The organism is Staphylococcus sp. EG-SA-17, from assembly GCF_017151845.1.
In the GTDB taxonomy this organism is placed as follows: domain Bacteria; phylum Bacillota; class Bacilli; order Staphylococcales; family Staphylococcaceae; genus Staphylococcus; species Staphylococcus aureus.
On the sequence record NZ_JACVZO010000012.1, the window covers coordinates 19,031 to 43,307 of the forward strand.

Annotated in this window: 30 protein-coding genes and 1 riboswitch; of the genes, 29 read left to right on the forward strand and 1 reads right to left on the reverse strand. The window is 34.6% G+C overall.

Going from position 1 to position 24,277, the window contains the following annotated elements; genetic code table 11:
• Window positions 1–72: 72 nt before the first annotated feature.
• From IDG65_RS07395 to fabZ, 22 genes are all read left to right on the forward strand, one after another.
• On the forward strand, window positions 73–672 hold the full coding sequence (locus IDG65_RS07395) for a thymidine kinase (protein ID WP_000273356.1): 600 nt from the start codon (window positions 73–75) through the stop codon (window positions 670–672).
• Window positions 673–1,749, forward strand: a complete 1,077-nt coding sequence (gene prfA / locus IDG65_RS07400; protein WP_000460242.1) for a peptide chain release factor 1 — start codon at window positions 673–675, stop codon at window positions 1,747–1,749. It abuts the gene before it with no gap.
• Window positions 1,736–2,572 carry a peptide chain release factor N(5)-glutamine methyltransferase gene (gene prmC / locus IDG65_RS07405; RefSeq protein ID WP_000248735.1) on the forward strand — a complete coding sequence of 279 codons (837 nt, stop codon included), beginning with the start codon at window positions 1,736–1,738 and terminating at the stop codon, window positions 2,570–2,572. The genes prfA and prmC overlap by 14 nt, the downstream gene beginning before the upstream one ends.
• 83 nt (window positions 2,573–2,655) lie before the next feature.
• A complete protein-coding gene (locus tag IDG65_RS07410) occupies window positions 2,656–3,702 on the forward strand; it encodes an L-threonylcarbamoyladenylate synthase (protein WP_000379886.1) in 1,047 nt (348 codons plus the stop codon).
• Window positions 3,699–4,118, forward strand: coding sequence for a low molecular weight protein arginine phosphatase (locus IDG65_RS07415; protein WP_000697331.1), 420 nt, complete (start codon window positions 3,699–3,701; stop codon window positions 4,116–4,118). The genes IDG65_RS07410 and IDG65_RS07415 overlap by 4 nt, the downstream gene beginning before the upstream one ends.
• A 106-nt stretch (window positions 4,119–4,224) precedes the next feature.
• Window positions 4,225–4,749 carry a TIGR01440 family protein gene (locus IDG65_RS07420; protein WP_000654186.1) on the forward strand — a complete coding sequence of 175 codons (525 nt, stop codon included), beginning with the start codon at window positions 4,225–4,227 and terminating at the stop codon, window positions 4,747–4,749.
• 26 nt (window positions 4,750–4,775) lie between these two features.
• A complete protein-coding gene (gene glyA / locus IDG65_RS07425; RefSeq protein WP_000120501.1) occupies window positions 4,776–6,014 on the forward strand; it encodes a serine hydroxymethyltransferase in 1,239 nt (412 codons plus the stop codon).
• 27 nt (window positions 6,015–6,041) lie between these two features.
• Window positions 6,042–6,671 carry a uracil phosphoribosyltransferase gene (gene upp, locus IDG65_RS07430; protein WP_000048712.1) on the forward strand — a complete coding sequence of 210 codons (630 nt, stop codon included), beginning with the start codon at window positions 6,042–6,044 and terminating at the stop codon, window positions 6,669–6,671.
• A gap of 23 nt (window positions 6,672–6,694) precedes the next feature.
• Window positions 6,695–7,822 carry a non-hydrolyzing UDP-N-acetylglucosamine 2-epimerase gene (gene wecB, locus IDG65_RS07435; RefSeq protein ID WP_000723421.1) on the forward strand — a complete coding sequence of 376 codons (1,128 nt, stop codon included), beginning with the start codon at window positions 6,695–6,697 and terminating at the stop codon, window positions 7,820–7,822.
• Window positions 7,823–7,889: 67 nt separating this feature from the next.
• A complete protein-coding gene (locus tag IDG65_RS07440; RefSeq protein WP_001825751.1) occupies window positions 7,890–8,342 on the forward strand; it encodes an ATP synthase subunit I in 453 nt (150 codons plus the stop codon).
• A 20-nt stretch (window positions 8,343–8,362) separates the two neighbouring features.
• Window positions 8,363–9,091 carry a F0F1 ATP synthase subunit A gene (atpB, locus tag IDG65_RS07445; RefSeq protein WP_052997663.1) on the forward strand — a complete coding sequence of 243 codons (729 nt, stop codon included), beginning with the start codon at window positions 8,363–8,365 and terminating at the stop codon, window positions 9,089–9,091.
• Window positions 9,092–9,134: 43 nt separating this feature from the next.
• The gene (gene atpE, locus IDG65_RS07450) at window positions 9,135–9,347 is read left to right on the forward strand and encodes a F0F1 ATP synthase subunit C (protein WP_001048816.1); all 213 of its coding nucleotides are present in this window, start codon (window positions 9,135–9,137) and stop codon (window positions 9,345–9,347) included.
• A 197-nt stretch (window positions 9,348–9,544) separates the two neighbouring features.
• Window positions 9,545–10,066 carry a F0F1 ATP synthase subunit B gene (locus tag IDG65_RS07455; RefSeq protein WP_000140679.1) on the forward strand — a complete coding sequence of 174 codons (522 nt, stop codon included), beginning with the start codon at window positions 9,545–9,547 and terminating at the stop codon, window positions 10,064–10,066.
• A complete protein-coding gene (locus tag IDG65_RS07460) occupies window positions 10,066–10,605 on the forward strand; it encodes a F0F1 ATP synthase subunit delta (protein WP_000241353.1) in 540 nt (179 codons plus the stop codon). The genes IDG65_RS07455 and IDG65_RS07460 overlap by 1 nt, the downstream gene beginning before the upstream one ends.
• Window positions 10,606–10,626: 21 nt before the next feature.
• Window positions 10,627–12,135, forward strand: coding sequence for a F0F1 ATP synthase subunit alpha (gene atpA, locus IDG65_RS07465; protein WP_000974881.1), 1,509 nt, complete (start codon window positions 10,627–10,629; stop codon window positions 12,133–12,135).
• 30 nt (window positions 12,136–12,165) lie between these two features.
• The gene (atpG, locus tag IDG65_RS07470; protein WP_000157603.1) at window positions 12,166–13,032 is read left to right on the forward strand and encodes an ATP synthase F1 subunit gamma; all 867 of its coding nucleotides are present in this window, start codon (window positions 12,166–12,168) and stop codon (window positions 13,030–13,032) included.
• Window positions 13,033–13,053: 21 nt separating this feature from the next.
• Entirely contained in the window at window positions 13,054–14,466 is a 1,413-nt protein-coding gene (gene atpD / locus IDG65_RS07475; protein ID WP_000511135.1) for a F0F1 ATP synthase subunit beta, read from the forward strand.
• 19 nt (window positions 14,467–14,485) lie between these two features.
• A complete protein-coding gene (locus IDG65_RS07480; protein WP_001094394.1) occupies window positions 14,486–14,890 on the forward strand; it encodes a F0F1 ATP synthase subunit epsilon in 405 nt (134 codons plus the stop codon).
• A 451-nt stretch (window positions 14,891–15,341) separates the two neighbouring features.
• Window positions 15,342–15,434, forward strand: a complete 93-nt coding sequence (locus IDG65_RS07485) for a hypothetical protein (RefSeq protein WP_031789435.1) — start codon at window positions 15,342–15,344, stop codon at window positions 15,432–15,434.
• Between the two features lie 131 nt (window positions 15,435–15,565).
• Window positions 15,566–15,799 (forward strand): DUF1146 family protein, encoded by a 234-nt coding sequence (locus IDG65_RS07490; protein WP_000384523.1) that lies wholly within the window; start codon window positions 15,566–15,568, stop codon window positions 15,797–15,799.
• A gap of 110 nt (window positions 15,800–15,909) precedes the next feature.
• Window positions 15,910–17,175 carry a UDP-N-acetylglucosamine 1-carboxyvinyltransferase gene (gene murA / locus IDG65_RS07495; RefSeq protein WP_000358006.1) on the forward strand — a complete coding sequence of 422 codons (1,266 nt, stop codon included), beginning with the start codon at window positions 15,910–15,912 and terminating at the stop codon, window positions 17,173–17,175.
• Window positions 17,176–17,208: 33 nt separating this feature from the next.
• On the forward strand, window positions 17,209–17,649 hold the full coding sequence (fabZ, locus tag IDG65_RS07500; RefSeq protein WP_000447678.1) for a 3-hydroxyacyl-ACP dehydratase FabZ: 441 nt from the start codon (window positions 17,209–17,211) through the stop codon (window positions 17,647–17,649).
• 57 nt (window positions 17,650–17,706) lie between these two features.
• Here fabZ and IDG65_RS07505 read toward each other — a convergent pair whose 3' ends face one another.
• On the reverse strand, window positions 17,707–18,147 hold the full coding sequence (locus IDG65_RS07505) for a YwpF-like family protein (protein WP_000846750.1): 441 nt from the start codon (window positions 18,145–18,147) through the stop codon (window positions 17,707–17,709).
• A 193-nt stretch (window positions 18,148–18,340) separates the two neighbouring features.
• On the opposite strand from IDG65_RS07505, the gene IDG65_RS07510 reads away from it, so the two are divergent.
• The 7 genes from IDG65_RS07510 to yidC all read left to right on the forward strand — a co-directional run bounded on the left by IDG65_RS07510 (window position 18,341) and on the right by yidC (window position 24,095).
• Window positions 18,341–18,736: a single-stranded DNA-binding protein gene (locus tag IDG65_RS07510; RefSeq protein ID WP_000932694.1), complete on the forward strand. Its 396-nt coding sequence runs from the start codon at window positions 18,341–18,343 to the stop codon at window positions 18,734–18,736.
• Window positions 18,737–19,124: 388 nt separating this feature from the next.
• The gene (gene sceD / locus IDG65_RS07515; protein WP_000752002.1) at window positions 19,125–19,820 is read left to right on the forward strand and encodes a lytic transglycosylase SceD; all 696 of its coding nucleotides are present in this window, start codon (window positions 19,125–19,127) and stop codon (window positions 19,818–19,820) included.
• A gap of 204 nt (window positions 19,821–20,024) precedes the next feature.
• Window positions 20,025–20,127, forward strand: a riboswitch (TPP riboswitch).
• 79 nt (window positions 20,128–20,206) lie between these two features.
• A complete protein-coding gene (gene tenA, locus IDG65_RS07520) occupies window positions 20,207–20,896 on the forward strand; it encodes a thiaminase II (protein WP_000396069.1) in 690 nt (229 codons plus the stop codon).
• A complete protein-coding gene (thiD, locus tag IDG65_RS07525; protein WP_000594959.1) occupies window positions 20,889–21,719 on the forward strand; it encodes a bifunctional hydroxymethylpyrimidine kinase/phosphomethylpyrimidine kinase in 831 nt (276 codons plus the stop codon). The genes tenA and thiD overlap by 8 nt, the downstream gene beginning before the upstream one ends.
• A complete protein-coding gene (gene thiM / locus IDG65_RS07530; protein WP_001108482.1) occupies window positions 21,703–22,494 on the forward strand; it encodes a hydroxyethylthiazole kinase in 792 nt (263 codons plus the stop codon). The genes thiD and thiM overlap by 17 nt, the downstream gene beginning before the upstream one ends.
• Window position 22,495: 1 nt before the next feature.
• Window positions 22,496–23,137 (forward strand): thiamine phosphate synthase, encoded by a 642-nt coding sequence (gene thiE, locus IDG65_RS07535; RefSeq protein WP_000483153.1) that lies wholly within the window; start codon window positions 22,496–22,498, stop codon window positions 23,135–23,137.
• An 85-nt stretch (window positions 23,138–23,222) separates the two neighbouring features.
• On the forward strand, window positions 23,223–24,095 hold the full coding sequence (gene yidC / locus IDG65_RS07540; RefSeq protein WP_000725802.1) for a membrane protein insertase YidC: 873 nt from the start codon (window positions 23,223–23,225) through the stop codon (window positions 24,093–24,095).
• The last annotated feature ends 182 nt before the right edge of the window (window positions 24,096–24,277 follow it).

A 24,277-nucleotide genomic window follows, 5' to 3' on the forward strand; every position in this document is an offset into this window, starting at 1 on the left:
AAAAAGACATTTATGAATATTTGAAATATGATATAATAAAGCGATTATGTTTTGAAAAAGGTGGAACTCTCAATGTATGAAACTTACCATTCCGGTTGGATAGAATGTATTACAGGTAGTATGTTTAGCGGTAAATCCGAAGAACTAATAAGACGTCTAAGAAGGGGTATATACGCTAAACAAAAAGTCGTTGTATTTAAACCGGCGATTGATGATCGATATCATAAAGAAAAAGTGGTCTCTCATAATGGTAATGCCATTGAAGCGATTAATATTTCTAAAGCAAGTGAAATTATGACGCACGACTTAACTAATGTTGATGTTATAGGAATAGACGAAGTGCAATTTTTTGACGATGAAATTGTAAGTATAGTAGAAAAACTATCAGCAGATGGACACCGTGTTATTGTTGCTGGATTAGATATGGATTTTAGGGGCGAACCGTTCGAACCAATGCCTAAATTGATGGCTGTCAGTGAACAAGTAACGAAACTTCAAGCAGTTTGTGCTGTTTGTGGTTCTTCATCTAGTAGAACGCAACGATTAATAAATGGTAAACCAGCTAAAATCGATGATCCGATTATCTTAGTAGGTGCCAATGAAAGTTATGAGCCACGTTGTCGCGCGCACCATATCGTAGCACCTAGTGATAATAATAAGGAGGAATTATAAGTGTTTGATCAATTAGATATTGTAGAAGAAAGATACGAACAGTTAAATGAACTGTTAAGTGACCCAGATGTTGTAAATGATTCAGATAAATTACGTAAATATTCTAAAGAGCAAGCTGATTTACAAAAAACTGTAGATGTTTATCGTAACTATAAAGCTAAAAAAGAAGAATTAGCTGATATTGAAGAAATGTTAAGTGAGACTGATGATAAAGAAGAAGTAGAAATGTTAAAAGAGGAGAGTAATGGTATTAAAGCTGAACTTCCAAATCTTGAAGAAGAGCTTAAAATATTATTGATTCCTAAAGATCCTAATGATGACAAAGACGTTATTGTAGAAATAAGAGCAGCAGCAGGTGGTGATGAGGCTGCGATTTTTGCTGGTGATTTAATGCGTATGTATTCAAAGTATGCTGAATCACAAGGATTCAAAACTGAAATAGTAGAAGCGTCTGAAAGTGACCATGGTGGTTACAAAGAAATTAGTTTCTCAGTTTCTGGTAATGGCGCGTATAGTAAATTGAAATTTGAAAATGGTGCGCACCGCGTTCAACGTGTACCTGAAACAGAATCAGGTGGACGTATTCATACTTCAACAGCTACAGTGGCAGTTTTACCAGAAGTTGAAGATGTAGAAATTGAAATTAGAAATGAAGATTTAAAAATCGACACGTATCGTTCAAGTGGTGCGGGTGGTCAGCACGTAAACACAACTGACTCTGCAGTACGTATTACCCATTTACCAACTGGTGTCATTGCAACATCTTCTGAGAAGTCTCAAATTCAAAACCGTGAAAAAGCAATGAAAGTGTTAAAAGCACGTTTATACGATATGAAAGTTCAAGAAGAACAACAAAAGTATGCGTCACAACGTAAATCAGCAGTCGGTACTGGTGATCGTTCAGAACGTATTCGAACTTATAATTATCCACAAAGCCGTGTAACAGACCATCGTATAGGTCTAACGCTTCAAAAATTAGGGCAAATTATGGAAGGCCATTTAGAAGAAATTATAGATGCACTGACTTTATCAGAGCAGACAGATAAATTGAAAGAACTTAATAATGGTGAATTATAAAGAAAAGTTAGATGAAGCAATTCATTTAACACAACAAAAAGGGTTTGAACAAACACGAGCTGAATGGTTAATGTTAGATGTATTTCAATGGACGCGTACGGACTTTGTAGTCCACATGCATGATGATATGCCGAAAGCGATGATTATGAAGTTCGACTTAGCATTACAACGTATGTTATTAGGAGAGCCTATACAGTATATAGTTGGCTTTGCCTCATTTTATGGTAGAACGTTTGATGTAAACTCAAATTGTTTGATACCAAGACCTGAAACCGAAGAAGTAATGTTGCATTTCTTACAACAGTTAGAAGATGATGCAACAATCGTAGATATCGGAACGGGTAGTGGTGTACTTGCAATTACTTTGAAATGTGAAAAGCCGGATTTAAATGTTATTGCTACTGATATTTCACTTGAAGCAATGAATATGGCTCGTAATAATGCTGAGAAGCATCAATCACAAATACAATTTTTAACAGGGGATGCATTAAAGCCCTTAATTAATGAAGGTATCAAGTTGAACGGCTTGATATCTAATCCACCATATATAGATGAAAAAGATATGGTTACGATGTCTCCAACGGTTACGAGATTCGAACCACATCAGGCATTGTTTGCAGATAACCATGGATATGCTATTTATGAATCAATCATTGAAGATTTACCTCACGTTATGGAAAAAGGCAGCCCAGTTGTTTTTGAAATTGGTTACAATCAAGGTGAGGCACTTAAATCAATAATTTTAAATAAATTTCCTGACAAAAAAATCGACATTATTAAAGATATAAATGGCCACGATCGAATCGTCTCATTTAAATGGTAATTAGAAGTTATGCCTTTGCTATGATTAGTTAAGTGCATAGCTTTTTGCTTTATATTATGATAAATAAGAAAGGCGTGATTAAGTTGGATACTAAAATTTGGGATGTTAGAGAATATAATGAAGATTTACAGCAATATCCTAAAATTAATGAAATAAAAGACATTGTTTTAAACGGTGGTTTAATAGGTTTACCAACTGAAACAGTTTATGGACTTGCAGCAAATGCGACAGATGAAGAAGCTGTAGCTAAAATATATGAAGCTAAAGGCCGTCCATCTGATAATCCGCTTATTGTTCATATACACAGTAAAGATCAATTAAAAGATTTTACATATATTTTAGATGCACCCGTAGAAAAGTTAATGCAGGCATTCTGGCCGGGCCCTATTTCGTTTATATTGCCGTTAAAGCCAGGCTATCTATGTCGAAAAGTTTCTGGAGGTTTATCATCAGTTGCTGTTAGAATGCCAAGCCATTCTGTAGGTAGACAATTATTACAAATCATAAATGAACCTCTAGCTGCTCCAAGTGCTAATTTAAGTGGTAGACCTTCACCAACAACTTTCAATCATGTATATCAAGATTTGAATGGCCGTATAGATGGTATCGTTCAAGCTGAACAAAGTGAAGAAGGATTAGAAAGTACGGTTTTAGATTGCACATCTTTTCCTTATAAAATTGCAAGACCTGGTTCTATAACAGCAGCAATGATTACAGATATACTTCCGAATAGTATCACCCATGCTGATTATAATGATACTGAACAGCCAATTGCACCAGGTATGAAGTATAAGCATTACTCACCCAATACACCACTTACAATTATTACAGATATTGAGAGCAAAATTGGAAATGACGGTAAAGATTGGTCTTCTATAGCTTTTATTGTGCCGAGTAATAAGGTGGCGTTTATACCAAGTGAAGCGCAATTCATTCAATTGTGTCAGGATGACAATGATGTTAAACAAGCAAGTCATAATCTTTATGATGTGTTACATTCACTTGATGAAAATGAAAATATTTCAGCGGCGTATATATACGGCTTTGAGCTGAATGATAATACAGAAGCAATTATGAATCGCATGTTAAAAGCTGCAGGTAATCACATTGTTAAAGGGTGTGAACTATGAAGATTTTATTCGTTTGTACAGGTAACACATGTCGTAGCCCATTAGCGGAAAGTATTGCAAAAGAGGTTATGCCAAATCATCAATTTGAATCAAGAGGTATATTCGCTGTGAACAATCAAGGTGTTTCGAATTATGTTGAAGACATAGTTGAAGAACATCATTTAGCTGAAACGACCTTATCGCAACAATTTACTGAAGCAGATTTGAAAGCAGATATTATTTTGACGATGTCGTATTCGCACAAAGAATTAATAGAGGCACAATTTGGTTTGCAAAATCATGTTTTCACATTGCATGAATATGTAAAAGAAGCAGGAGAAGTTATAGATCCATACGGTGGAACAAAAGAAATGTATGTACATACCTATGAAGAACTTGTGAGTTTAATTTTAAAATTAAAAGATATTATTTGCTAGTAGGAATTCTGTATAATTAGTATATGTTAACAGTTAAATAAGTTATAATAGAGGAGTGTAGCACTTTGCTATATTCCTTTTTTATTTTTAGGAAGGGTGGGCTTTTATGAAAGATTTGACAATGTTATTAGACGAATTAAAAGATATGTCCTTTTTTAACAAAGGAGATATATGTTTAATTGGATGTTCAACATCGGAAGTCATTGGCGAAAAAATTGGGACTGTCGGTTCGATGGAAGTTGCAGAAACTATTTTTAATGCATTAGATGTTGTGAGTAAAGAGACAGGCGTTACTTTTGCTTTTCAAGGATGTGAACATATCAACAGAGCGATAACAATAGAAAAATCTCAGTATAATCCATTAACAATGGAAGAAGTTTCCGTCGTTCCAAATGTACATGCTGGAGGGAGTTTGGCAACATACGCTTTTCAGCATATGAAGGATCCGATCGTGGTCGAACATATTACTGTTCCTTGTGGAATTGATATTGGTCAAACATTAATAGGCATGCATATTAAACATGTATGTGTACCTGTAAGGACCTCAGTAAAGCAAGTAGGACAGGCAATTGTAACTATTGCCACATCTAGGCCGAAAAAGATTGGTGGCGAACGTGCTAAATACCAATAAGTTTTTTTGAAAGAAGGGGAGATTTTATGTCTTATATCACCAAGCAAGATAAAGTTATCGCAGAAGCAATCGAGAGAGAATTTCAGAGACAAAATAGCAACATAGAGTTAATCGCATCGGAAAATTTTGTATCGGAAGCGGTTATGGAAGCACAAGGTTCAGTGTTGACTAATAAGTATGCTGAAGGCTATCCAGGACGCCGATATTATGGTGGCTGTGAGTTTGTAGATGTTACTGAAAGCATCGCAATTAATCGTGCAAAAGCATTGTTTGGAGCTGAACATGTCAATGTTCAACCACATTCAGGTTCGCAAGCGAACATGGCTGTTTACTTAGTTGCATTAGAAATGGGCGACACGGTTTTAGGTATGAATTTGAGTCATGGTGGTCACTTGACACATGGAGCGCCTGTTAATTTTAGTGGTAAATTCTACAATTTCGTTGAATATGGAGTAGATAAAGACACAGAACGAATCAATTATGATGAAGTTCGTAAATTAGCGTTAGAGCATAAGCCTAAGCTTATTGTGGCAGGAGCATCAGCATATTCAAGAACAATTGACTTCAAAAAGTTTAAAGAAATCGCAGATGAAGTAAACGCTAAGTTAATGGTAGACATGGCACATATTGCAGGATTAGTAGCGGCAGGTTTACATCCAAATCCAGTAGAATATGCTGATTTTGTAACAACTACAACACACAAAACATTACGCGGACCACGTGGTGGTATGATTTTATGTAAGGAAGAATATAAAAAAGACATAGATAAAACAATTTTCCCTGGTATTCAAGGTGGACCTCTTGAGCATGTTATTGCAGCAAAAGCAGTTGCTTTTGGAGAAGCGTTAGAAAATAATTTCAAAACGTATCAACAACAAGTGGTTAAAAACGCAAAAGTTCTTGCAGAAGCATTAATTAATGAAGGATTTAGAATTGTTTCTGGCGGTACAGATAATCACTTAGTAGCTGTTGATGTAAAAGGGTCTATAGGACTTACTGGTAAAGAAGCTGAAGAGACTTTAGATTCAGTTGGTATCACATGTAACAAAAATACCATTCCGTTCGATCAAGAAAAACCTTTTGTAACGAGTGGTATACGTTTAGGTACACCTGCTGCAACAACGCGTGGATTTGATGAAAAAGCTTTTGAGGAAGTTGCAAAAATCATCAGTTTAGCATTGAAAAATAGTAAAGATGAAGAAAAATTACAACAAGCTAAAGAACGCGTTGCGAAATTAACAGCTGAATATCCTCTATATCAATAAACATACACAAAGATAGGAGTAATTTTTATGAGTAAAGTACACGTTTTCGATCATCCATTAATTCAACACAAACTAAGCTATATTAGAGATGTAAATACAGGTACTAAAGAATTTAGAGAACTTGTAGACGAAGTTGGTATGTTGATGGCATATGAAGTAACTAGAGACTTAGAGCTTCAGGATGTTGATATTGAAACGCCTGTAACTAAAATGACGGCTAAACGATTAGCTGGTAAAAAATTAGCTATCGTTCCAATTTTAAGAGCTGGTTTAGGTATGACTGATGGTATTTTAAGTTTAGTGCCTGCAGCCAGAGTTGGACATATCGGTTTGTATCGAGATCCCGAAACATTAAAGGCTGTAGAGTATTTTGCTAAGTTACCTCAAGATATTACTGAAAGACAAATCATTGTTGTTGATCCTATGTTAGCAACAGGCGCATCAGCAATTGAAGCTATTACTTCATTGAAGAAACGTGGCGCTAAAAATATTCGCTTCATGTGTTTAATTGCAGCACCAGAAGGCGTAGAAAAGATGCATGAAGCACATCCAGATGTAGATATTTATATTGCTGCACTTGATGAAAAGCTAAATGATAAAGCATATATCACACCAGGGTTAGGCGACGCTGGAGATAGATTGTTTGGTACTAAATAGAAGAATCGGAGATAAGTAGTTTGATGAAAAAGATTATGACCATATTTGGAACAAGACCCGAAGCCATAAAGATGGCTCCTTTAGTTAAAGCTTTGGAACAAGAAAAAATGCTCGAGCCAATTGTTGTTGTTACAGCACAGCATAGAGAAATGCTTGATTCAGTATTAAGTACCTTTGAAATCAAACCAAAATACGATTTGAATATTATGAAATCAGGACAGACACTTTCTGAGATAACTTCTAAATCAATCACTCAATTAGAACAAGTGATTCAATTAGAAAAACCAGATATGGTACTTGTACATGGTGATACGATGACGACATTTGCAGGTGGTTTAGCGGCATTTTATAACCAAGTGCCGATTGGACACGTTGAAGCAGGGCTTAGAAGTTATGATAAATATTCACCTTTTCCAGAAGAGGTGAATAGACAATTAGTTGGTGTATTAGCTGACTTACATTTTGCACCTACTAAAAATGCTGCATCGCATTTGTTAAGTGAAGGGAAATATTCAGAAAGTGTTGTTGTCACTGGTAATACAGCGATTGATGCTATGAAATATACAGTTGATGACAATTATAAATCTAACATCATGGATAAATATCATGACAAAAAATTCATTCTTATGACAGCACACCGACGAGAAAATATCGGGCAACCCATGGAAAATATATTTAAAGCGGTTAGACGCTTAATAGATGAGTATACTGATTTAGCACTAGTATATCCAATGCATAAAAACCCGAAAGTTCGAGAGGTGGCTCAAAAGATTTTAGGTAGTCATGACAGAATTGAATTGATTGAACCTTTGGATGTAGTAGATTTCCATAATTTTGCTAAAAAATCTTATTTTATTTTGACAGATTCAGGTGGAATTCAGGAAGAAGCGCCATCATTTAATAAGCCAGTTTTAGTTTTGCGAAGCGTTACAGAACGTCCTGAAGGTGTTGAAGCTGGCACATTAAAAGTCATTGGAACAAATAAGCAAAATGTGTATCAAGCTGCAAAAGAATTAATCGATGATGAGAGATTATATCATCAAATGTCTGAAGCATCTAATCCTTACGGTGATGGATTTGCTTCAGAAAGAATAGTTAATCATATTAAGTATTATTTGAATTTAATCACTGAAAAACCAAGCGATTTCTAAGAAAAATAGACTTTTTGTCTAATTGTGTCTAAATTGTGTCTGAACATGCTTATTTTTTTACAACAATTTGAATAGAATTGACACCACAAATCGCCTATATTATCATTTAGTTTGTATGAGTGGAACGGTTTTCATGATTGATATCAGTCACACGGAGGCATATAAAATGAGTCGTTTCTACAACATTTTTAAACAGTTCATTCAATATTATTTGTATTTATTAATAATATTGGGAGGATTATACCTTTTTACACACCATGCATTTATCTTAGGATTAATCATTGGTGTTACTGGTTCTGCAATCAATACTGTTATATTTGAGAGCTACTTAGCCAAAGCTAAAAGACCAGACACTATGCATATTTCAACTGGAAATATGTGGCGATACTTAGTTGCAATTATTGCCTGTATGATTTGGTACTTTAATAAATCGCATGTAAGTATAATCGGTATAATTATTGGTTTAATGATTTCATATGTTGTAGTTATCATACGTCCTTTACTAAAGGTGAGCAAATAAATTAAGAAAGAGGTGAGATTATGGATCACAAATCCCCGCTCGTGAGTTGGAATTTATTCGGTTTTGATATCGTTTTCAATTTATCAAGTATATTGATGATACTTGTTACGGCGTTTCTTGTTTTTCTACTTGCTATCATTTGTACGCGTAATTTGAAAAAAAGACCAACTGGCAAACAAAATTTCGTTGAATGGATTTTTGATTTCGTGAGGGGAATCATTGAAGGTAACATGGCTTGGAAAAAAGGTGGTCAATTCCACTTCTTAGCAGTAACGCTGATTCTGTACATTTTTATAGCTAATATGTTAGGTCTTCCGTTTTCTATAGTAACGAAAGATCACACATTGTGGTGGAAATCACCAACAGCTGATGCAACAGTGACTTTAACGTTGTCTACAACGATAATACTGTTAACTCACTTTTATGGAACTAAAATGCGTGGTACGAAACAATATCTTAAAGGTTATGTACAGCCGTTTTGGCCATTGGCAATTATTAATGTTTTTGAAGAGTTCACTTCAACATTAACGCTTGGTCTGCGTTTGTACGGTAACATATTTGCAGGTGAGATACTATTAACATTACTTGCTGGCTTATTCTTTAACGAACCAGCATGGGGTTGGATTATAAGTATCCCAGGATTAATTGTTTGGCAAGCATTTTCAATATTTGTAGGAACAATCCAAGCATATATCTTTATTATGCTTTCGATGGTTTATATGTCACATAAAGTGGCAGATGAACACTAAAAAATTTCAATAATTATATACAATCACAGGAGGAAATTAAATTATGAATTTAATCGCAGCAGCAATCGCAATTGGTTTATCAGCATTAGGAGCAGGTATCGGTAACGGTTTAATCGTTTCAAGAACAGTTGAAGGTGTAGCACGTCAACCAGAAGCACGTGGTCAATTAATGGGTATCATGTTCATTGGTGTAGGTTTAGTTGAGGCATTACCTATCATCGGTGTAGTAATTGCATTCATGACATTTGCTGGATAATTAACAGATAAAAGAGGTCGGGACAAAGCGCATAGGACATAATTCATGACGCATATATAGTAATATCTTTGAACTTTATTAAATAGTTGAGATATGAACGCACCATGCCTATCGCATAAATTCAGTAGGTCCTAACCTCGTCGTTTTTTTCTATATAACACTAGCGATTATTTTAATGAAAGGAGTGTCATGAACCCGTGACTGAAACAGCTAACTTATTCGTTCTTGGTGCAGCTGGAGGCGTTGAGTGGGGTACTGTGATTGTACAGGTCCTAACTTTCATCGTGTTACTTGCGTTACTTAAAAAGTTCGCATGGGGTCCATTGAAAGATGTAATGGATAAACGTGAAAGAGATATTAACAGAGATATCGATGACGCAGAACAAGCTAAGTTAAATGCACAGAAACTTGAAGAAGAAAATAAACAAAAACTTAAAGAAACACAAGAAGAAGTTCAAAAGATTTTAGAAGATGCTAAGGTTCAAGCACGTCAACAGCAAGAACAAATTATTCATGAAGCAAACGTACGTGCAAACGGTATGATTGAAACAGCACAAAGTGAAATCAATAGCCAAAAAGAACGTGCCATTGCAGATATTAATAATCAAGTATCTGAACTATCAGTGTTAATTGCTTCTAAAGTTCTTAGAAAAGAAATTTCTGAACAAGACCAAAAAGCATTGGTTGACAAGTATCTAAAAGAGGCAGGCGATAAATAATGGTAAAAGTAGCTAACAAGTATGCTAAAGCATTATTTGACGTGTCATTAGATACAAATAATTTAGAAACTATTAATCAAGAATTAACAGTTATAAATGAAGCAGTAAAAGATAAAATTGAGCAATTGAAAATGGTTGACAGTAATCCAACTCAAACAGCAGAACAACGTCGTGAGTTGATTAATGGTGTATTTACTGACATTAATCCATACATTAAAAATATGATGTACGTTTTAGCAGATAATAGACATATCTCATTAATAGCTGACGTATTCAAGGCGTTCCAAAGCTTATATAACGGACACTACAATCAAGATTTTGCAACAATTGAGTCAACATATGAATTGAGTCAAGAAGAGTTAGATAAGATTGTCAAACTAGTAACTCAACAAACGAAGTTATCTAAAGTTATTGTAGATACAAAAATTAATCCAGATTTAATTGGTGGATTTAGAGTTAAAGTCGGCACAACTGTATTAGATGGTAGTGTTAGAAATGATCTTGTCCAATTACAAAGAAAATTTAGAAGAGTTAATTAATTATAAAGAGGAGTGACATAGATGGCCATAAAAGCTGAAGAAATCAGTGCATTACTTCGCTCACAAATTGAAAATTATGAGTCAGAAATGTCCGTAACTGATGTAGGTACTGTATTACAAATTGGTGATGGTATTGCATTAATTCACGGATTAAATGACGTTATGGCTGGTGAGCTAGTAGAATTCCATAACGGCGTACTTGGTTTAGCCCAAAACCTTGAAGAGTCAAACGTGGGTGTGGTTATTTTAGGACCATATACAGGTATTACTGAAGGTGACGAAGTTAAACGTACTGGTCGTATCATGGAAGTACCAGTAGGTGAAGAACTAATCGGAAGAGTTGTTAATCCATTAGGACAACCTATTGATGGACAAGGACCGATTAACACAACTAAAACACGTCCAGTAGAGAAAAAAGCTACTGGTGTAATGGATCGTAAATCAGTAGATGAGCCATTACAAACAGGTATCAAAGCAATTGATGCTTTAGTACCAATTGGTAGAGGTCAACGTGAGTTAATCATCGGTGACCGTCAAACAGGTAAAACAACAATTGCAATTGACACAATTTTGAACCAAAAAGATCAAGGTACGATTTGTATCTATGTTGCTATTGGTCAAAAAGATTCAACAGTAAGAGCAAATGTTGAAAAGTTAAGACAAGCAGGCGCTTTAGACTACACTATTGTTGTAGCAGCATCAGCTTCTGAACCTTCTCCATTATTATATATTGCACCATATTCAGGTGTAACAATGGGTGAAGAATTCATGTTTAACGGTAAACATGTTTTAATCGTTTATGATGATTTAACTAAACAAGCAGCAGCTTATCGTGAGTTATCATTATTATTACGTAGACCTCCAGGTCGTGAAGCATACCCAGGTGACGTATTCTACTTACATAGTAGATTATTAGAAAGAGCAGCAAAATTAAACGATGACTTAGGTGGCGGTTCAATTACTGCATTACCAATTATCGAAACACAAGCTGGTGATATTTCAGCTTATGTACCAACAAACGTTATTTCAATTACAGATGGACAAATCTTCTTACAATCTGATTTATTCTTCTCAGGTGTAAGACCAGCGATTAATGCCGGACAATCTGTATCTCGTGTTGGTGGATCTGCACAAATTAAAGCAATGAAGAAAGTTGCTGGTACGTTACGTCTTGACTTAGCGTCATACAGAGAACTTGAATCATTTGCACAATTCGGTTCAGACCTTGATGAATTTACTGCAAGTAAATTAGAACGTGGTAAACGTACTGTTGAAGTCTTAAAACAAGATCAAAACAAACCATTACCAGTTGAACATCAAGTGTTGATTATTTATGCATTAACAAAAGGATATTTAGATGATATTCCAGTTGTAGATATCACACGTTTTGAAGACGAGTTAAACCACTGGGCAGAATCAAATGCTACTGAACTGTTAAATGAAATCAGAGAAACTGGTGGCTTACCAGATGCTGAGAAGTTTGACACAGCAATTAACGAATTCAAAAAAAGCTTTAGCAAATCTGAATAATAAACAAGTTTAGTATAAGGTGGTGAGATAGTGGCTTCTCTTAAAGAAATAGATACTCGAATAAAATCAACCAAAAAAATGAAGCAGATTACGAAAGCGATGAACATGGTATCAAGTTCAAAACTTCGTAGAGCTGAAAAAAATACAAAACAATTCACACCATATATGGATAAAATGCAAGATGCAATTACTGCAGTTGCAGGGGCAAGTAGCAATACAAACCATCCAATGCTAAGACCTCGTAAAATTACTAGAAGTGGATATTTAGTTATCACGAGTGATAAAGGTTTAGCAGGTGCATATAGTGCAAACGTGCTTAAAAAATTGATTACTGATATTGAAGCGAAACATCAAGATAGTAGCGAATACAGTATTGTAGTTTTAGGGCAACAAGGTGTTGATTTCCTAAAAAATAGAGGTTATGACATTGAGTATTCTCAAGTAGACGTACCTGATCAACCTTCTTTCAAATCTGTTCAAGCACTAGCTAACCATGCTATAGACTTATACAGTGAAGAAGAAATTGATGAATTAAATATATACTATAGTCATTATGTCAGCGTTCTTGAAAACAAGCCTACATCTAGACAAGTATTACCATTATCTCAAGAGGATTCTAGTAAGGGACATGGTCATTTGTCTTCTTATGAATTTGAGCCAGATAAAGAATCTATCTTAAGTGTAATCTTGCCTCAATATGTTGAGAGTTTGATTTACGGAACAATATTAGACGCAAAAGCAAGTGAGCATGCAACACGTATGACTGCGATGAAAAATGCCACTGATAATGCAACTGAACTTATTGATGACTTATCATTAGAATATAACAGAGCGAGACAAGCTGAAATTACGCAACAAATTACTGAAATTGTTGGTGGTTCCGCAGCGCTTGAATAATATTTAAAGGAGGAAAATAGCATGGGAATTGGCCGTGTAACTCAAGTTATGGGTCCTGTAATTGATGTTCGATTTGAACATAACGAAGTTCCTAAAATTAATAACGCCTTGGTTATTGATGTGCCTAAAGAAGAAGGTACAATACAACTAACATTAGAAGTTGCGCTGCAATTAGGTGACGACGTTGTTCGTACAATTGCGATGGATTCAACTGATGGTGTCCAAAGAGGCATGGATGTAAAAGATACAGGCAAAGAAATTAGTGTACCTGTTGGTGACGAAACATTAGGTCGTGTATTTAATGTACTAGGTGAAACAATTGACCTTAAAGAAGAAATTAGTGATTCTGTTCGCCGCGATCCTATCCATCGTCAAGCACCAGCATTCGATGAACTTTCAACAGAAGTTCAAATTTTAGAAACAGGTATTAAAGTAGTAGATTTACTAGCACCTTATATTAAAGGTGGTAAAATCGGATTGTTCGGTGGTGCCGGTGTAGGTAAAACAGTATTAATCCAAGAATTAATTAACAACATCGCTCAAGAGCACGGTGGTATTTCTGTATTCGCCGGTGTAGGTGAACGTACTCGTGAAGGTAACGATTTATACTTCGAAATGAGTGACAGTGGTGTAATTAAGAAAACAGCCATGGTATTCGGGCAAATGAATGAGCCACCTGGTGCACGTATGCGTGTTGCATTATCTGGTTTAACAATGGCTGAATATTTCCGTGACGAACAAGGTCAAGACGTATTATTATTCATCGATAACATTTTCAGATTTACACAAGCTGGTTCTGAGGTATCTGCATTATTAGGTCGTATGCCTTCTGCAGTAGGTTACCAACCAACACTTGCTACTGAAATGGGACAATTACAAGAACGTATTACGTCTACAACAAAAGGATCAGTTACTTCTATTCAAGCGGTATTCGTACCTGCCGATGACTATACTGACCCAGCTCCAGCGACAGCGTTTGCCCATTTAGATGCAACTACAAACTTAGAACGTAAATTAACTGAAATGGGTATTTATCCAGCCGTGGATCCATTAGCGTCTACATCAAGAGCATTGGAACCATCAATTGTAGGTCAAGAACATTATGAAGTAGCTCGTGATGTACAATCAACACTTCAAAAATACCGTGAATTACAAGATATCATTGCTATCTTAGGTATGGACGAATTATCTGATGAAGATAAACAAACAGTTGAACGCGCACGTAGAATTCAATTCTTCTTATCTCAAAACTTCCACGTAGCGGAACAATTTACTGGTCAAAAAGGTTCTTATGTACCTGTTAAGACAACAGTTGCAAACTTTAAAGATATCTTAGATGGTAAATATGACCATATTCCAGAAGATGCTTTCCGTTTAGTTGGTAGCATGGATGATGTTATTGCAAAAGCTAAAGATATGGGTGTTGAAGTATAACAATTAGGAGGAATGGATAATGAATACATTAAACCTAGATATTGTCACTCCTAATGGTTCTGTTTACAATCGTGATAATGTTGAACTCGTTGTTATGCAAACAACAGCTGGTGAGATAGGTGTCATGAGTGGACATATTCCAACTGTAGCTGCTTTAAAAACAGGCTTTGTAAAAGTGAAATTTCACGATGGAACTGAATATATTGCTGTAAGCGATGGCTTTGTTGAAGTTAGAAAAGATAAAGTTTCAATCATTGTTCAGACTGCAGAAACTGCAAGAGAAATTGATGTTGAAAGAGCTAAATTAGCCAAAGCAAGAGCAGAGTCTCACTTGGAAAATGATGACGACAATACTGATATTCATAGAGCCGAAAGAGCTTTAGAGAGAGCAAATAACCGTTTGCGTGTGGCTGAATTAAAATAGTAAATAAAGGGTCGAAGATGTGATTTCATATCTTCGACCCTTTTTTGAATTATATTGATTTAAAGATACAAAACATGAGAGGGGGAAGGAATTGATAAAGAACCATTAAAGATTTATGATGTAGTGGTTCTTTATCATTAAACACAGCTAATGTGTATTTAAAAATAGGAATACATGAGTAAAACTCATGTATAAGAAATACTAATTTCTAAAGAAAAAGTATTTCTTTATGTTGGGGCCCACCCCAACTTGCATTGTCTGTATAAATTGGTGTTCCAATTTCTTTATGTTGGGGCCCCACCCCCAACTTGCACATTAATGTAAGCTGACTTTCCGCCAGCTTCTGTGTTGGGGCCCCGCAAACTACTGCCAAATATAACACTATAGAGTCTAGACGTTGATTTATGTCCGACTCCCAAAAATAGTTTTACTTTTTACAATCACTACTAGATTGCTAAAATCAAAATTTCCTTCACCACTATCTACAGTCGACATTTCATTTTTTGAAAGTAGCTACATTTTTTCATGCCAAGATACTTTATAGTTATGATATTTATGTAAAAAGAATTATATAGTAAGTTAGCTTAAACTTTACTAAAAACGGGTATTAAACTTTGTATCATTATTTAAATTTTTCATGTACAATGTAATACAGTAATCTTATGAGGTGATAAAATGGATTATATCGGACAATATGCAGTTATCCATTTAGTGTTACATGTTGTATGTATTTGTATTGCCTATTGGGCTTTACAATCAATTAGATTAGATCAATTTTTTAAAAAGGGATACGCCACTCAATTACAAGTGTGTATGATATTTGTTGCTATTTTATTAGGCACTGCAGTAAGCAATTTTATTGTAGATTTGTTACAATACTCGACGCAGGTAAAATATTTAATAAAATAAGTCTAACTCTATGATTTGTAATCAAAACTAGATATAATTAAATAATGACTTAAAATAATTTTAAAATAGGGAAATGTAAAGTAATAGGAGTTCTAAGTGGAGGATTTACGATGGATAAAATAGTAATCAAAGGTGGAAATAAATTAACGGGTGAAGTTAAAGTAGAAGGTGCTAAAAATGCAGTATTACCAATATTGACAGCATCTTTATTAGCTTCTGATAAACCGAGTAAATTAGTTAATGTTCCAGCTTTAAGTGATGTAGAAACAATAAATAATGTATTAACAACTTTAAATGCTGACGTTACATACAAAAAGGACGAAAATGCTGTTGTCGTTGATGCAACAAAGACTCTAAATGAAGAGGCACCATATGAATATGTTAGTAAAATGCGTGCAAGTATTTTAGTTATGGGACCTCTTTTAGCAAGACTAGGACATGCTATTGTTGCATTGCCTGGTGGTTGTGCAATTGGAAGTAGACCGATTGAGCAACACATTAAAGGTTTTGAAGCTTTAGGCGCAGAAATTCATCTTGAAAATGGTAATATTTATGCTAATGCTAAAGATGGATTAAAAGGTACATCAATTCATTTAGATTTTCCAAGTGTAGGAGCAACACAAAATATTATTATGGCAGCATCATTAGCTAAGGGTAAGACTTTAATTGAAAATGCAGCTAAAGAACCTGAAATTGTCGATTTAGCAAACTACATTAATGAAATGGGTGGTAGAATTACTGGTGCTGGTACAGACACAATTACAATCAATGGTGTAGAATCATTACATGGTGTAGAACATGCTATCATTCCAGATAGAATTGAAGCAGGCACATTACTAATCGCTGGTGCTATAACACGTGGTGATATTTTTGTACGTGGTGCAATCAAAGAACATATGGCGAGTTTAGTCTATAAACTAGAAGAAATGGGCGTTGAATTGGACTATCAAGAAGATGGTATTCGTGTACGTGCTGAAGGGGAATTACAACCTGTAGACATCAAAACACTACCACATCCTGGATTCCCGACTGATATGCAATCACAAATGATGGCATTGTTATTAACGGCAAATGGTCATAAAGTCGTAACCGAAACTGTTTTTGAAAACCGTTTTATGCATGTTGCAGAGTTCAAACGTATGAATGCTAATATCAATGTAGAAGGTCGTAGTGCTAAACTTGAAGGTAAAAGTCAATTGCAAGGTGCACAAGTTAAAGCGACTGATTTAAGAGCAGCAGCAGCCTTAATTTTAGCTGGATTAGTTGCTGATGGTAAAACAAGCGTTACTGAATTAACGCACCTAGATAGAGGCTATGTTGACTTACACGGTAAATTGAAGCAATTAGGTGCAGACATTGAACGTATTAACGATTAATTCAGTAAATTAATATAATGGAGGATTTCAACCATGGAAACAATTTTTGATTATAACCAAATTAAACAAATTATACCTCACAGACAGCCATTTTTATTAATTGATAAAGTAGTTGAATATGAAGAAGGTCAACGTTGTGTGGCTATTAAACAAGTATCAGGAAACGAACCATTCTTTCAAGGGCATTTTCCTGAGTATGCGGTAATGCCAGGCGTATTAATTACTGAAGCGTTAGCTCAAACAGGTGCGGTAGCTATTTTAAATAGTGAAGAAAATAAAGGTAAAATCGCTTTATTTGCTGGTATTGATAAATGTCGTTTTAAACGTCAAGTAGTACCTGGTGATACTTTAACGTTGGAAGTAGAAATCACTAAAATTAAAGGACCAATCGGTAAAGGTAATGCTAAAGCTACTGTCGATGGTCAACTTGCTTGTAGTTGTGAACTTACATTTGCAATTCAAGATGTAAAATAAAACAAAAAAACATTCAAAGATTTAATGTGTTGGCATAATCTTTGAATGTTTTTTATTTTACTCTTCTAATTTTTCATCCTTTAACTTTGGTTTAGACTGCATCATTCGATTAAATGATTTTTTTAATTCTTCACCAGATAATCCATCATCAATAAGTTGTTCTAATAAACTTTCAGCATACTGTTGACGTAAAGTGTAAATATGACATTCAAATACGATAGACATTGTTGTTTTAAAATTTTTAATACTTTTCACAGTAGATTCAAATAAAGCTGGATCATTGGCTGGACGCGTGATGACGACACGAATATCCAATAACTGTTCACTGTCTTGATATTCCTTAAATGTTTCATAATGCTCATTAGAAATGACAATTTCAAGCAACCAACCCGTGCCACTTTCCTCTTTATTAATTATTACGCCATCTTCTAATTCATATTCTATAATTCTGCCGTGTTCATTCACAATTTGAAACCTTACTGCTTTAAAAGTTTTCATATTCCCACATCCCATTAGTTTAATATTTATGATTTTTGAATTATTTAGAAGATTTAAGGTCATTTCATGACTAATTTCTTTAAATATAACAAATAACGAGATGCTATAGCTATTAATTATATAAAATTTGCCATTTTGACCATTTTTAAGCTAGTAATTAAGATATAGGCATAGGAGGTGAATCACACACTACATGCTAAATAAAATCGTAATTGTCGGGAGACTGACGAAAGACGCACAAATATTTGAAAAGGAGGATAGAAAAATTGCAACGTTTTGTGTTGCAACGCACCGAAATTATAAAGATGAAAATGGAGAAATCGTCTGTGATTACTTATTCTGTAAAGCATTTGGCAAGTTAGCTTCTAATATAGAAAAATATACTAATCAAGGTACATTGGTTGGTATAACTGGTCAAATGAGATCAAGAAAGTATGATAAAGACGGACAAACACACTTTGTCACTGAATTATATGTTGAAACAATAAAATTTATGTCCCCTAAATCCCAAAATAATGAAATTCTCTCAGATAGTATTTTAGATATTGACTCTCAAAATATAGATAATCATGACTTATTAGAAATTTAAATCCAATTATCCTAAACATCCTTAATATACATTTAATCCATCCTAAATTTTTTATAGATCTAATTAACTTGAAATATACTCACTTAAAAACGACTTACATGACTAGTACTGTTGTGTAGGTCGTCTTTTTGTGTAGTTTTTCTAATAGAAAATAGACTTAGATTGCAAAACGATTACATAAAAAATTGCAAATGAAAAACATTTTTACTGTCATGACAATTCTCGATAGAATCATATTTGAAATTGTGGGGGATTTCGTTGTAATCACTGTGTAAAAAACAAGGCTATTTTTTTATTTTGTTGTAACCTGCACGGATTTTACAGATGTTACAGTAGTCTCTGTAAAACTTTTAGAGAAACAAATTACTTGTAGGAGGATTTTAAGATTATGAAGAAAACATTACTCGCATCATCATTAGCAGTAGGTTTAGGAATCGTAGCAGGAAATGCAGGTCACGAAGCCCATGCAAGTGAAGCGGACTTAAATAAAGCATCTTTAGCGCAAATGGCGCAATCAAATGATCAAACATTAAATCAAAAACCAATTGAAGCTGGCGCTTATAATTATACATTTGACTATGAAGGGTTTACTTATCACTTTGAATCAGATGGTACACACTTTGCTTGGAATTACCATGCAACAGGTGCTAATGGAGCAGACATGAGTGCACAAGCACCTGCAACTAATAATGTTGCACCATCAGCTGTTCAAGCTAATCAAGTACAATCACAAGAAGTTGAAGCACCACAAAATGCTCAAACTCAACAACCACAAGCATCAACATCAAACAATTCACAAGTTACTGCAACACCAACTGAATCAAAAGCATCAGAAGGTTCATCAGTAAATGTGAATGATCATCTAAAACAAATTGCTCAACGTGAATCAGGTGGCAATATTCATGCTGTAAATCCAACATCAGGTGCAGCTGGTAAGTATCAATTCTTACAATCAACTTGGGATTCAGTAGCACCTGCTAAATATAAAGGTGTATCACCAGCAAATGCTCCTGAAAGTGTTCAAGATGCCGCAGCAGTAAAATTATATAACACTGGTGGCGCTGGACATTGGGTTACTGCATAAGCCATTTATGCATAGCTAATCAATAGTTATATAAGTAACTTTTAGATTGGAATATATCGGGGAATTCTCGATATGTTCCGGTCTTTTTTATTTCGCAAATATATGTCATTATAGAATTATTATTTAAAGATAATAATACAACTGAGCAACAATAATTGAAAATGTTGAAACCGTTTGCTAAGATTAATTTGCAATTGAATACTAAGGAACTACTAGGGGAGCCTAATGATATGGCTGAGATGAATTGTTCAGACCCTTATGACCTGATTTGGTTAGTACCAACGTAGGAAAGTAGTTATTGAAGTGATGGGGCTAGTATAGCAACATTGCCATCAAACTACTTTCATGTTGGAAGTAGTTTTTTTATTTAGGGAGGATTTTTTACAATGGAATTTTCACAAAAATTGTACCAAGCTGCAAAGCCAATCATTAATGATATTTATGAGGATGACTTTATTCAAAAAATGTTATTAGGCAATATACAAGCTGATGCATTACGTCACTATTTACAAGCTGATGCAGCTTATTTAAAAGAATTCACAAACTTATATGCTTTGTTAATTCCAAAAATGAATAGCATGAATGACGTAAAATTTTTAGTAGAGCAAATAGAGTTTATGGTTGAAGGTGAAGTACTTGCGCATGATATTTTAGCGCAAATTGTTGGTGAATCATACGAAGAAATCATTAAAACAAAAGTTTGGCCTCCAAGTGGCGACCATTACAGAAAACATATGTATTTCCAAGCGCATAGTCGTGAAAATGCTATTTATACAATTGCTGCAATGGCACCTTGTCCATATATTTATGCAGAATTAGCTAAGCGCTCTCAAAGTGATCATAAGCTTAATAGAGAAAAAGATACGGCAAAATGGTTTGATTTTTATAGTACTGAAATGGATGACATAATTAACGTATTTGAGGCATTAATGAATAAATTAGCCGAATCAATGTCTGACAAGGAATTGGAACAAGTAAAGCAAGTATTTTTAGAAAGTTGCATACATGAGCGTCGATTTTTCAATATGGCTATGACACTAGAACAATGGGAATTTGGAGGAAAAGTAAATGATTAAACCTAAAATAGCATTAACCATTGCAGGTACTGATCCAACAGGTGGTGCCGGCGTAATGGCTGATTTAAAATCATTTCATTCATGTGGTGTATATGGTATGGGCGTCGTTACAAGTATTGTTGCTCAAAATACATTGGGCGTACAACATATTCATAATTTAAATCATCAATGGGTAGATGAACAACTTGATAGTGTCTTCAACGATACCTTACCGCATGCTATTAAAACGGGGATGATTGCTACAGCAGATACTATGGAAACGATTCGTCATTATTTAATGCAACATGAATCTATTCCATATGTAATTGATCCTGTTATGTTGGCGAAAAGCGGTGATTCATTAATGGATAATGACACAAAGCAAAACTTGCAGCATACGTTATTGCCATTAGCTGACGTAGTAACACCGAATTTACCAGAAGCTGAAGAAATAACGGGACTAACCATTGATAGTGAAGAAAAAATTATGCAGGCTGGCCGCATCTTTATTAATGAGATTGGTAGTAAAGGTGTCATCATTAAAGGCGGTCATTCAAATGATACTGATATAGCAAAAGATTATTTATTTACTAACGAAGGTGTTCAAACATTTGAAAATGAACGATTTAAAACAAAACATACGCATGGAACAGGGTGTACATTTTCAGCAGTTATAACGGCAGAACTTGCAAAAGGTAGACCATTATTTGAGGCTGTACACAAGGCTAAAAAGTTTATTTCAATGAGTATACAATATACGCCTGAAATCGGCCGTGGTAGAGGTCCAGTGAATCATTTTGCATATTTAAAGAAAGAGGGATTAGACGATGAATTATCTAAATAAAATACGTATTGAAAACCCATTAACAATTTGTTATACAAACGATGTAGTTAAAAATTTTACAGCGAATGGTTTATTAAGTATTGGTGCTAGCCCTGCAATGAGTGAAGCTCCCGAAGAAGCTGAAGAATTTTACAAAGTTGCACAAGCGCTATTAATCAATATCGGTACTTTAACAGCAGAAAATGAACAAGATATTATTGCGATTGCTCAAACGGCAAATGAGGCAGGCTTACCTATTGTATTTGACCCTGTAGCTGTTGGTGCTTCTACATATCGAAAGCAATTTTGTAAATTATTATTGAAATCAGCGAAAGTATCAGTAATTAAAGGCAATGCATCTGAAATATTAGCGTTGATTGATGATACAGCAACTATGAAAGGTACAGATAGTGATGCTAATCTTGATGCGGTTACAATAGCGAAAAAGGCTTACGCAACATATAAAACTGCAATAGTAATCACAGGTAAAGAGGACGTTATTGTTCAAGATAATAAAGCCATCGTATTAGCTAATGGATCTCCATTATTAGCACGAGTAACTGGAGCTGGTTGTTTATTAGGAGGCGTTATTGCTGGATTTTTATTTAGAGAAACAGAACCAGACATAGAAGCGTTAATTGAAGCGGTAAGCGTATTTAATATTGCTGCTGAGGTAGCTGCTGAAAATGAAAATTGTGGTGGTCCTGGTACGTTTTCACCATTGTTGCTTGATACGTTATATCATTTAAATGAAACAACCTATCAACAACGGATTCGTATTCAAGAGGTGGAATAATATGTTTAACCAATCGTATCTAAATGTGTATTTTATTTGTGGGACCTCCGATGTTCCGAGTCATCGAACTATTCATGAAGTATTAGAAGCAGCATTAAAGGCAGGGATTACACTTTTCCAATTTCGAGAAAAGGGTGAATCAGCTTTAAAAGGAAACGATAAACTTGTATTAGCTAAAGAATTACAGCATCTCTGTCATCAATATGATGTGCCTTTTATCGTTAATGATGATGTATCCTTGGCAAAAGAAATTAACGCGGATGGTATACATGTCGGTCAAGATGATGCGAAAGTCAAAGAGATAGCACAATATTTCACTGATAAAATTATTGGACTTAGTATTAGTGATTTAGATGAGTATGCAAAATCTGATTTAACTCATGTTGATTATATAGGTGTTGGACCAATCTATCCTACGCCGTCGAAGCATGACGCGCATATACCAGTAGGTCCAGAAATGATTGCAACGTTTAAAGAAATGAATCCGCAACTACCGATTGTAGCTATTGGCGGTATCAATACTAATAATGTGGCGCCGATTGTAGAAGCAGGTGCCAATGGAATTTCAGTCATTTCAGCCATTTCTAAAAGTGAAAATATTGAAAAGACTGTTAATCGATTCAAAGATTTTTTTAATAATTAGTTAAATTTTTCCACTTATTGTTTCATACGTACTCATTAATGTGATAGAATAAATCCTATGTGAATATAATGATAGAGGTGGAAAAATGAAGAAAAAAGCGTTACTACCATTATTTTTAGGTATTATGGTCTTTTTGGCTGGTTGTGACTATTCTAAACCTGAAAAACGTAGTGGGTTTTTCTACAATACATTCGTAGATCCAATGAAAAATGTATTGGATTGGTTGGGAAATAACTTATTAAACGACAATTATGGTTTAGCTATTATTATCCTTGTATTGGTAATTCGTATTATTTTATTACCATTCATGTTGTCAAACTATAAAAATAGTCATATGATGCGTCAAAAAATGAAAGTTGCAAAGCCAGAAGTTGAAAAAATTCAAGAAAAAGTGAAACGTGCGCGTACACAAGAAGAAAAAATGGCTGCAAACCAAGAATTAATGCAAGTATATAAAAAGTATGACATGAACCCGATTAAGAGTATGTTGGGTTGTTTACCAATGCTAATCCAATTGCCAATCATCATGGGATTATACTTTGTACTTAAAGACCAACTTGTAGATGGTTTGTTTAAATATCCACACTTCTTATGGTTCGATTTAGGACGTCCTGATATTTGGATTACAATTATTGCCGGTGTTTTATACTTTATCCAAGCATATGTATCAAGTAAAACGATGCCAGACGAACAACGTCAAATGGGTTACATGATGATGGTCATTTCACCAATTATGATTATCTGGATTTCATTAAGCTCAGCATCAGCACTTGGTTTGTACTGGTCAGTCAGTGCGGCGTTCCTTGTAGTTCAAACACACTTTGCGAACATTTATTATGAAAAAGTCGCTAAAAAAGAAGTACAACCTTTCATTGAAGCGTATGAAAGAGAGCACAACGGCGGCAGCAATAAAAAAGGCAAAAACACACAAGTAGTGTCTAAAAAGAAAAAGAAATAACCTTAGCAAGTCCAAATAATGTGCACCCTAAAAGTTGAAGATAATTTTAACTTTATAGGGCGCACATTATTTTTCGCTTCAATAGCGAAACTTAGTGTCACATTATACAATATGTCATAAATAGAAACAGCAGTAAGATGATTTCAAATGTGAAAGTCATCCTACTGCTGTTTTTATTTGAA

Coding starts and splice junctions, on each gene's coding strand:
- IDG65_RS07460 (WP_000241353.1), top strand. CDS start 10,066: ATGGTAAAAGTAGCTAACAAGTATGCTAAAGCATTATTTGACGTGTCA.
- IDG65_RS07490 (WP_000384523.1), top strand. CDS start 15,566: ATGGATTATATCGGACAATATGCAGTTATCCATTTAGTGTTACATGTT.
- IDG65_RS07420 (WP_000654186.1), top strand. CDS start 4,225: ATGAAAGATTTGACAATGTTATTAGACGAATTAAAAGATATGTCCTTT.
- prmC (WP_000248735.1), top strand. CDS start 1,736: ATGGTGAATTATAAAGAAAAGTTAGATGAAGCAATTCATTTAACACAA.
- thiD (WP_000594959.1), top strand. CDS start 20,889: ATGATTAAACCTAAAATAGCATTAACCATTGCAGGTACTGATCCAACA.
- atpA (WP_000974881.1), top strand. CDS start 10,627: ATGGCCATAAAAGCTGAAGAAATCAGTGCATTACTTCGCTCACAAATT.
- sceD (WP_000752002.1), top strand. CDS start 19,125: ATGAAGAAAACATTACTCGCATCATCATTAGCAGTAGGTTTAGGAATC.
- atpE (WP_001048816.1), top strand. CDS start 9,135: ATGAATTTAATCGCAGCAGCAATCGCAATTGGTTTATCAGCATTAGGA.
- IDG65_RS07505 (WP_000846750.1), bottom strand. CDS start 18,147: ATGAAAACTTTTAAAGCAGTAAGGTTTCAAATTGTGAATGAACACGGC.
- IDG65_RS07510 (WP_000932694.1), top strand. CDS start 18,341: ATGCTAAATAAAATCGTAATTGTCGGGAGACTGACGAAAGACGCACAA.
- upp (WP_000048712.1), top strand. CDS start 6,042: ATGAGTAAAGTACACGTTTTCGATCATCCATTAATTCAACACAAACTA.
- atpB (WP_052997663.1), top strand. CDS start 8,363: ATGGATCACAAATCCCCGCTCGTGAGTTGGAATTTATTCGGTTTTGAT.
- fabZ (WP_000447678.1), top strand. CDS start 17,209: ATGGAAACAATTTTTGATTATAACCAAATTAAACAAATTATACCTCAC.
- IDG65_RS07480 (WP_001094394.1), top strand. CDS start 14,486: ATGAATACATTAAACCTAGATATTGTCACTCCTAATGGTTCTGTTTAC.
- tenA (WP_000396069.1), top strand. CDS start 20,207: ATGGAATTTTCACAAAAATTGTACCAAGCTGCAAAGCCAATCATTAAT.
- thiM (WP_001108482.1), top strand. CDS start 21,703: ATGAATTATCTAAATAAAATACGTATTGAAAACCCATTAACAATTTGT.
- wecB (WP_000723421.1), top strand. CDS start 6,695: ATGAAAAAGATTATGACCATATTTGGAACAAGACCCGAAGCCATAAAG.
- thiE (WP_000483153.1), top strand. CDS start 22,496: ATGTTTAACCAATCGTATCTAAATGTGTATTTTATTTGTGGGACCTCC.
- atpD (WP_000511135.1), top strand. CDS start 13,054: ATGGGAATTGGCCGTGTAACTCAAGTTATGGGTCCTGTAATTGATGTT.
- glyA (WP_000120501.1), top strand. CDS start 4,776: ATGTCTTATATCACCAAGCAAGATAAAGTTATCGCAGAAGCAATCGAG.
- murA (WP_000358006.1), top strand. CDS start 15,910: ATGGATAAAATAGTAATCAAAGGTGGAAATAAATTAACGGGTGAAGTT.
- yidC (WP_000725802.1), top strand. CDS start 23,223: ATGAAGAAAAAAGCGTTACTACCATTATTTTTAGGTATTATGGTCTTT.
- IDG65_RS07415 (WP_000697331.1), top strand. CDS start 3,699: ATGAAGATTTTATTCGTTTGTACAGGTAACACATGTCGTAGCCCATTA.
- IDG65_RS07395 (WP_000273356.1), top strand. CDS start 73: ATGTATGAAACTTACCATTCCGGTTGGATAGAATGTATTACAGGTAGT.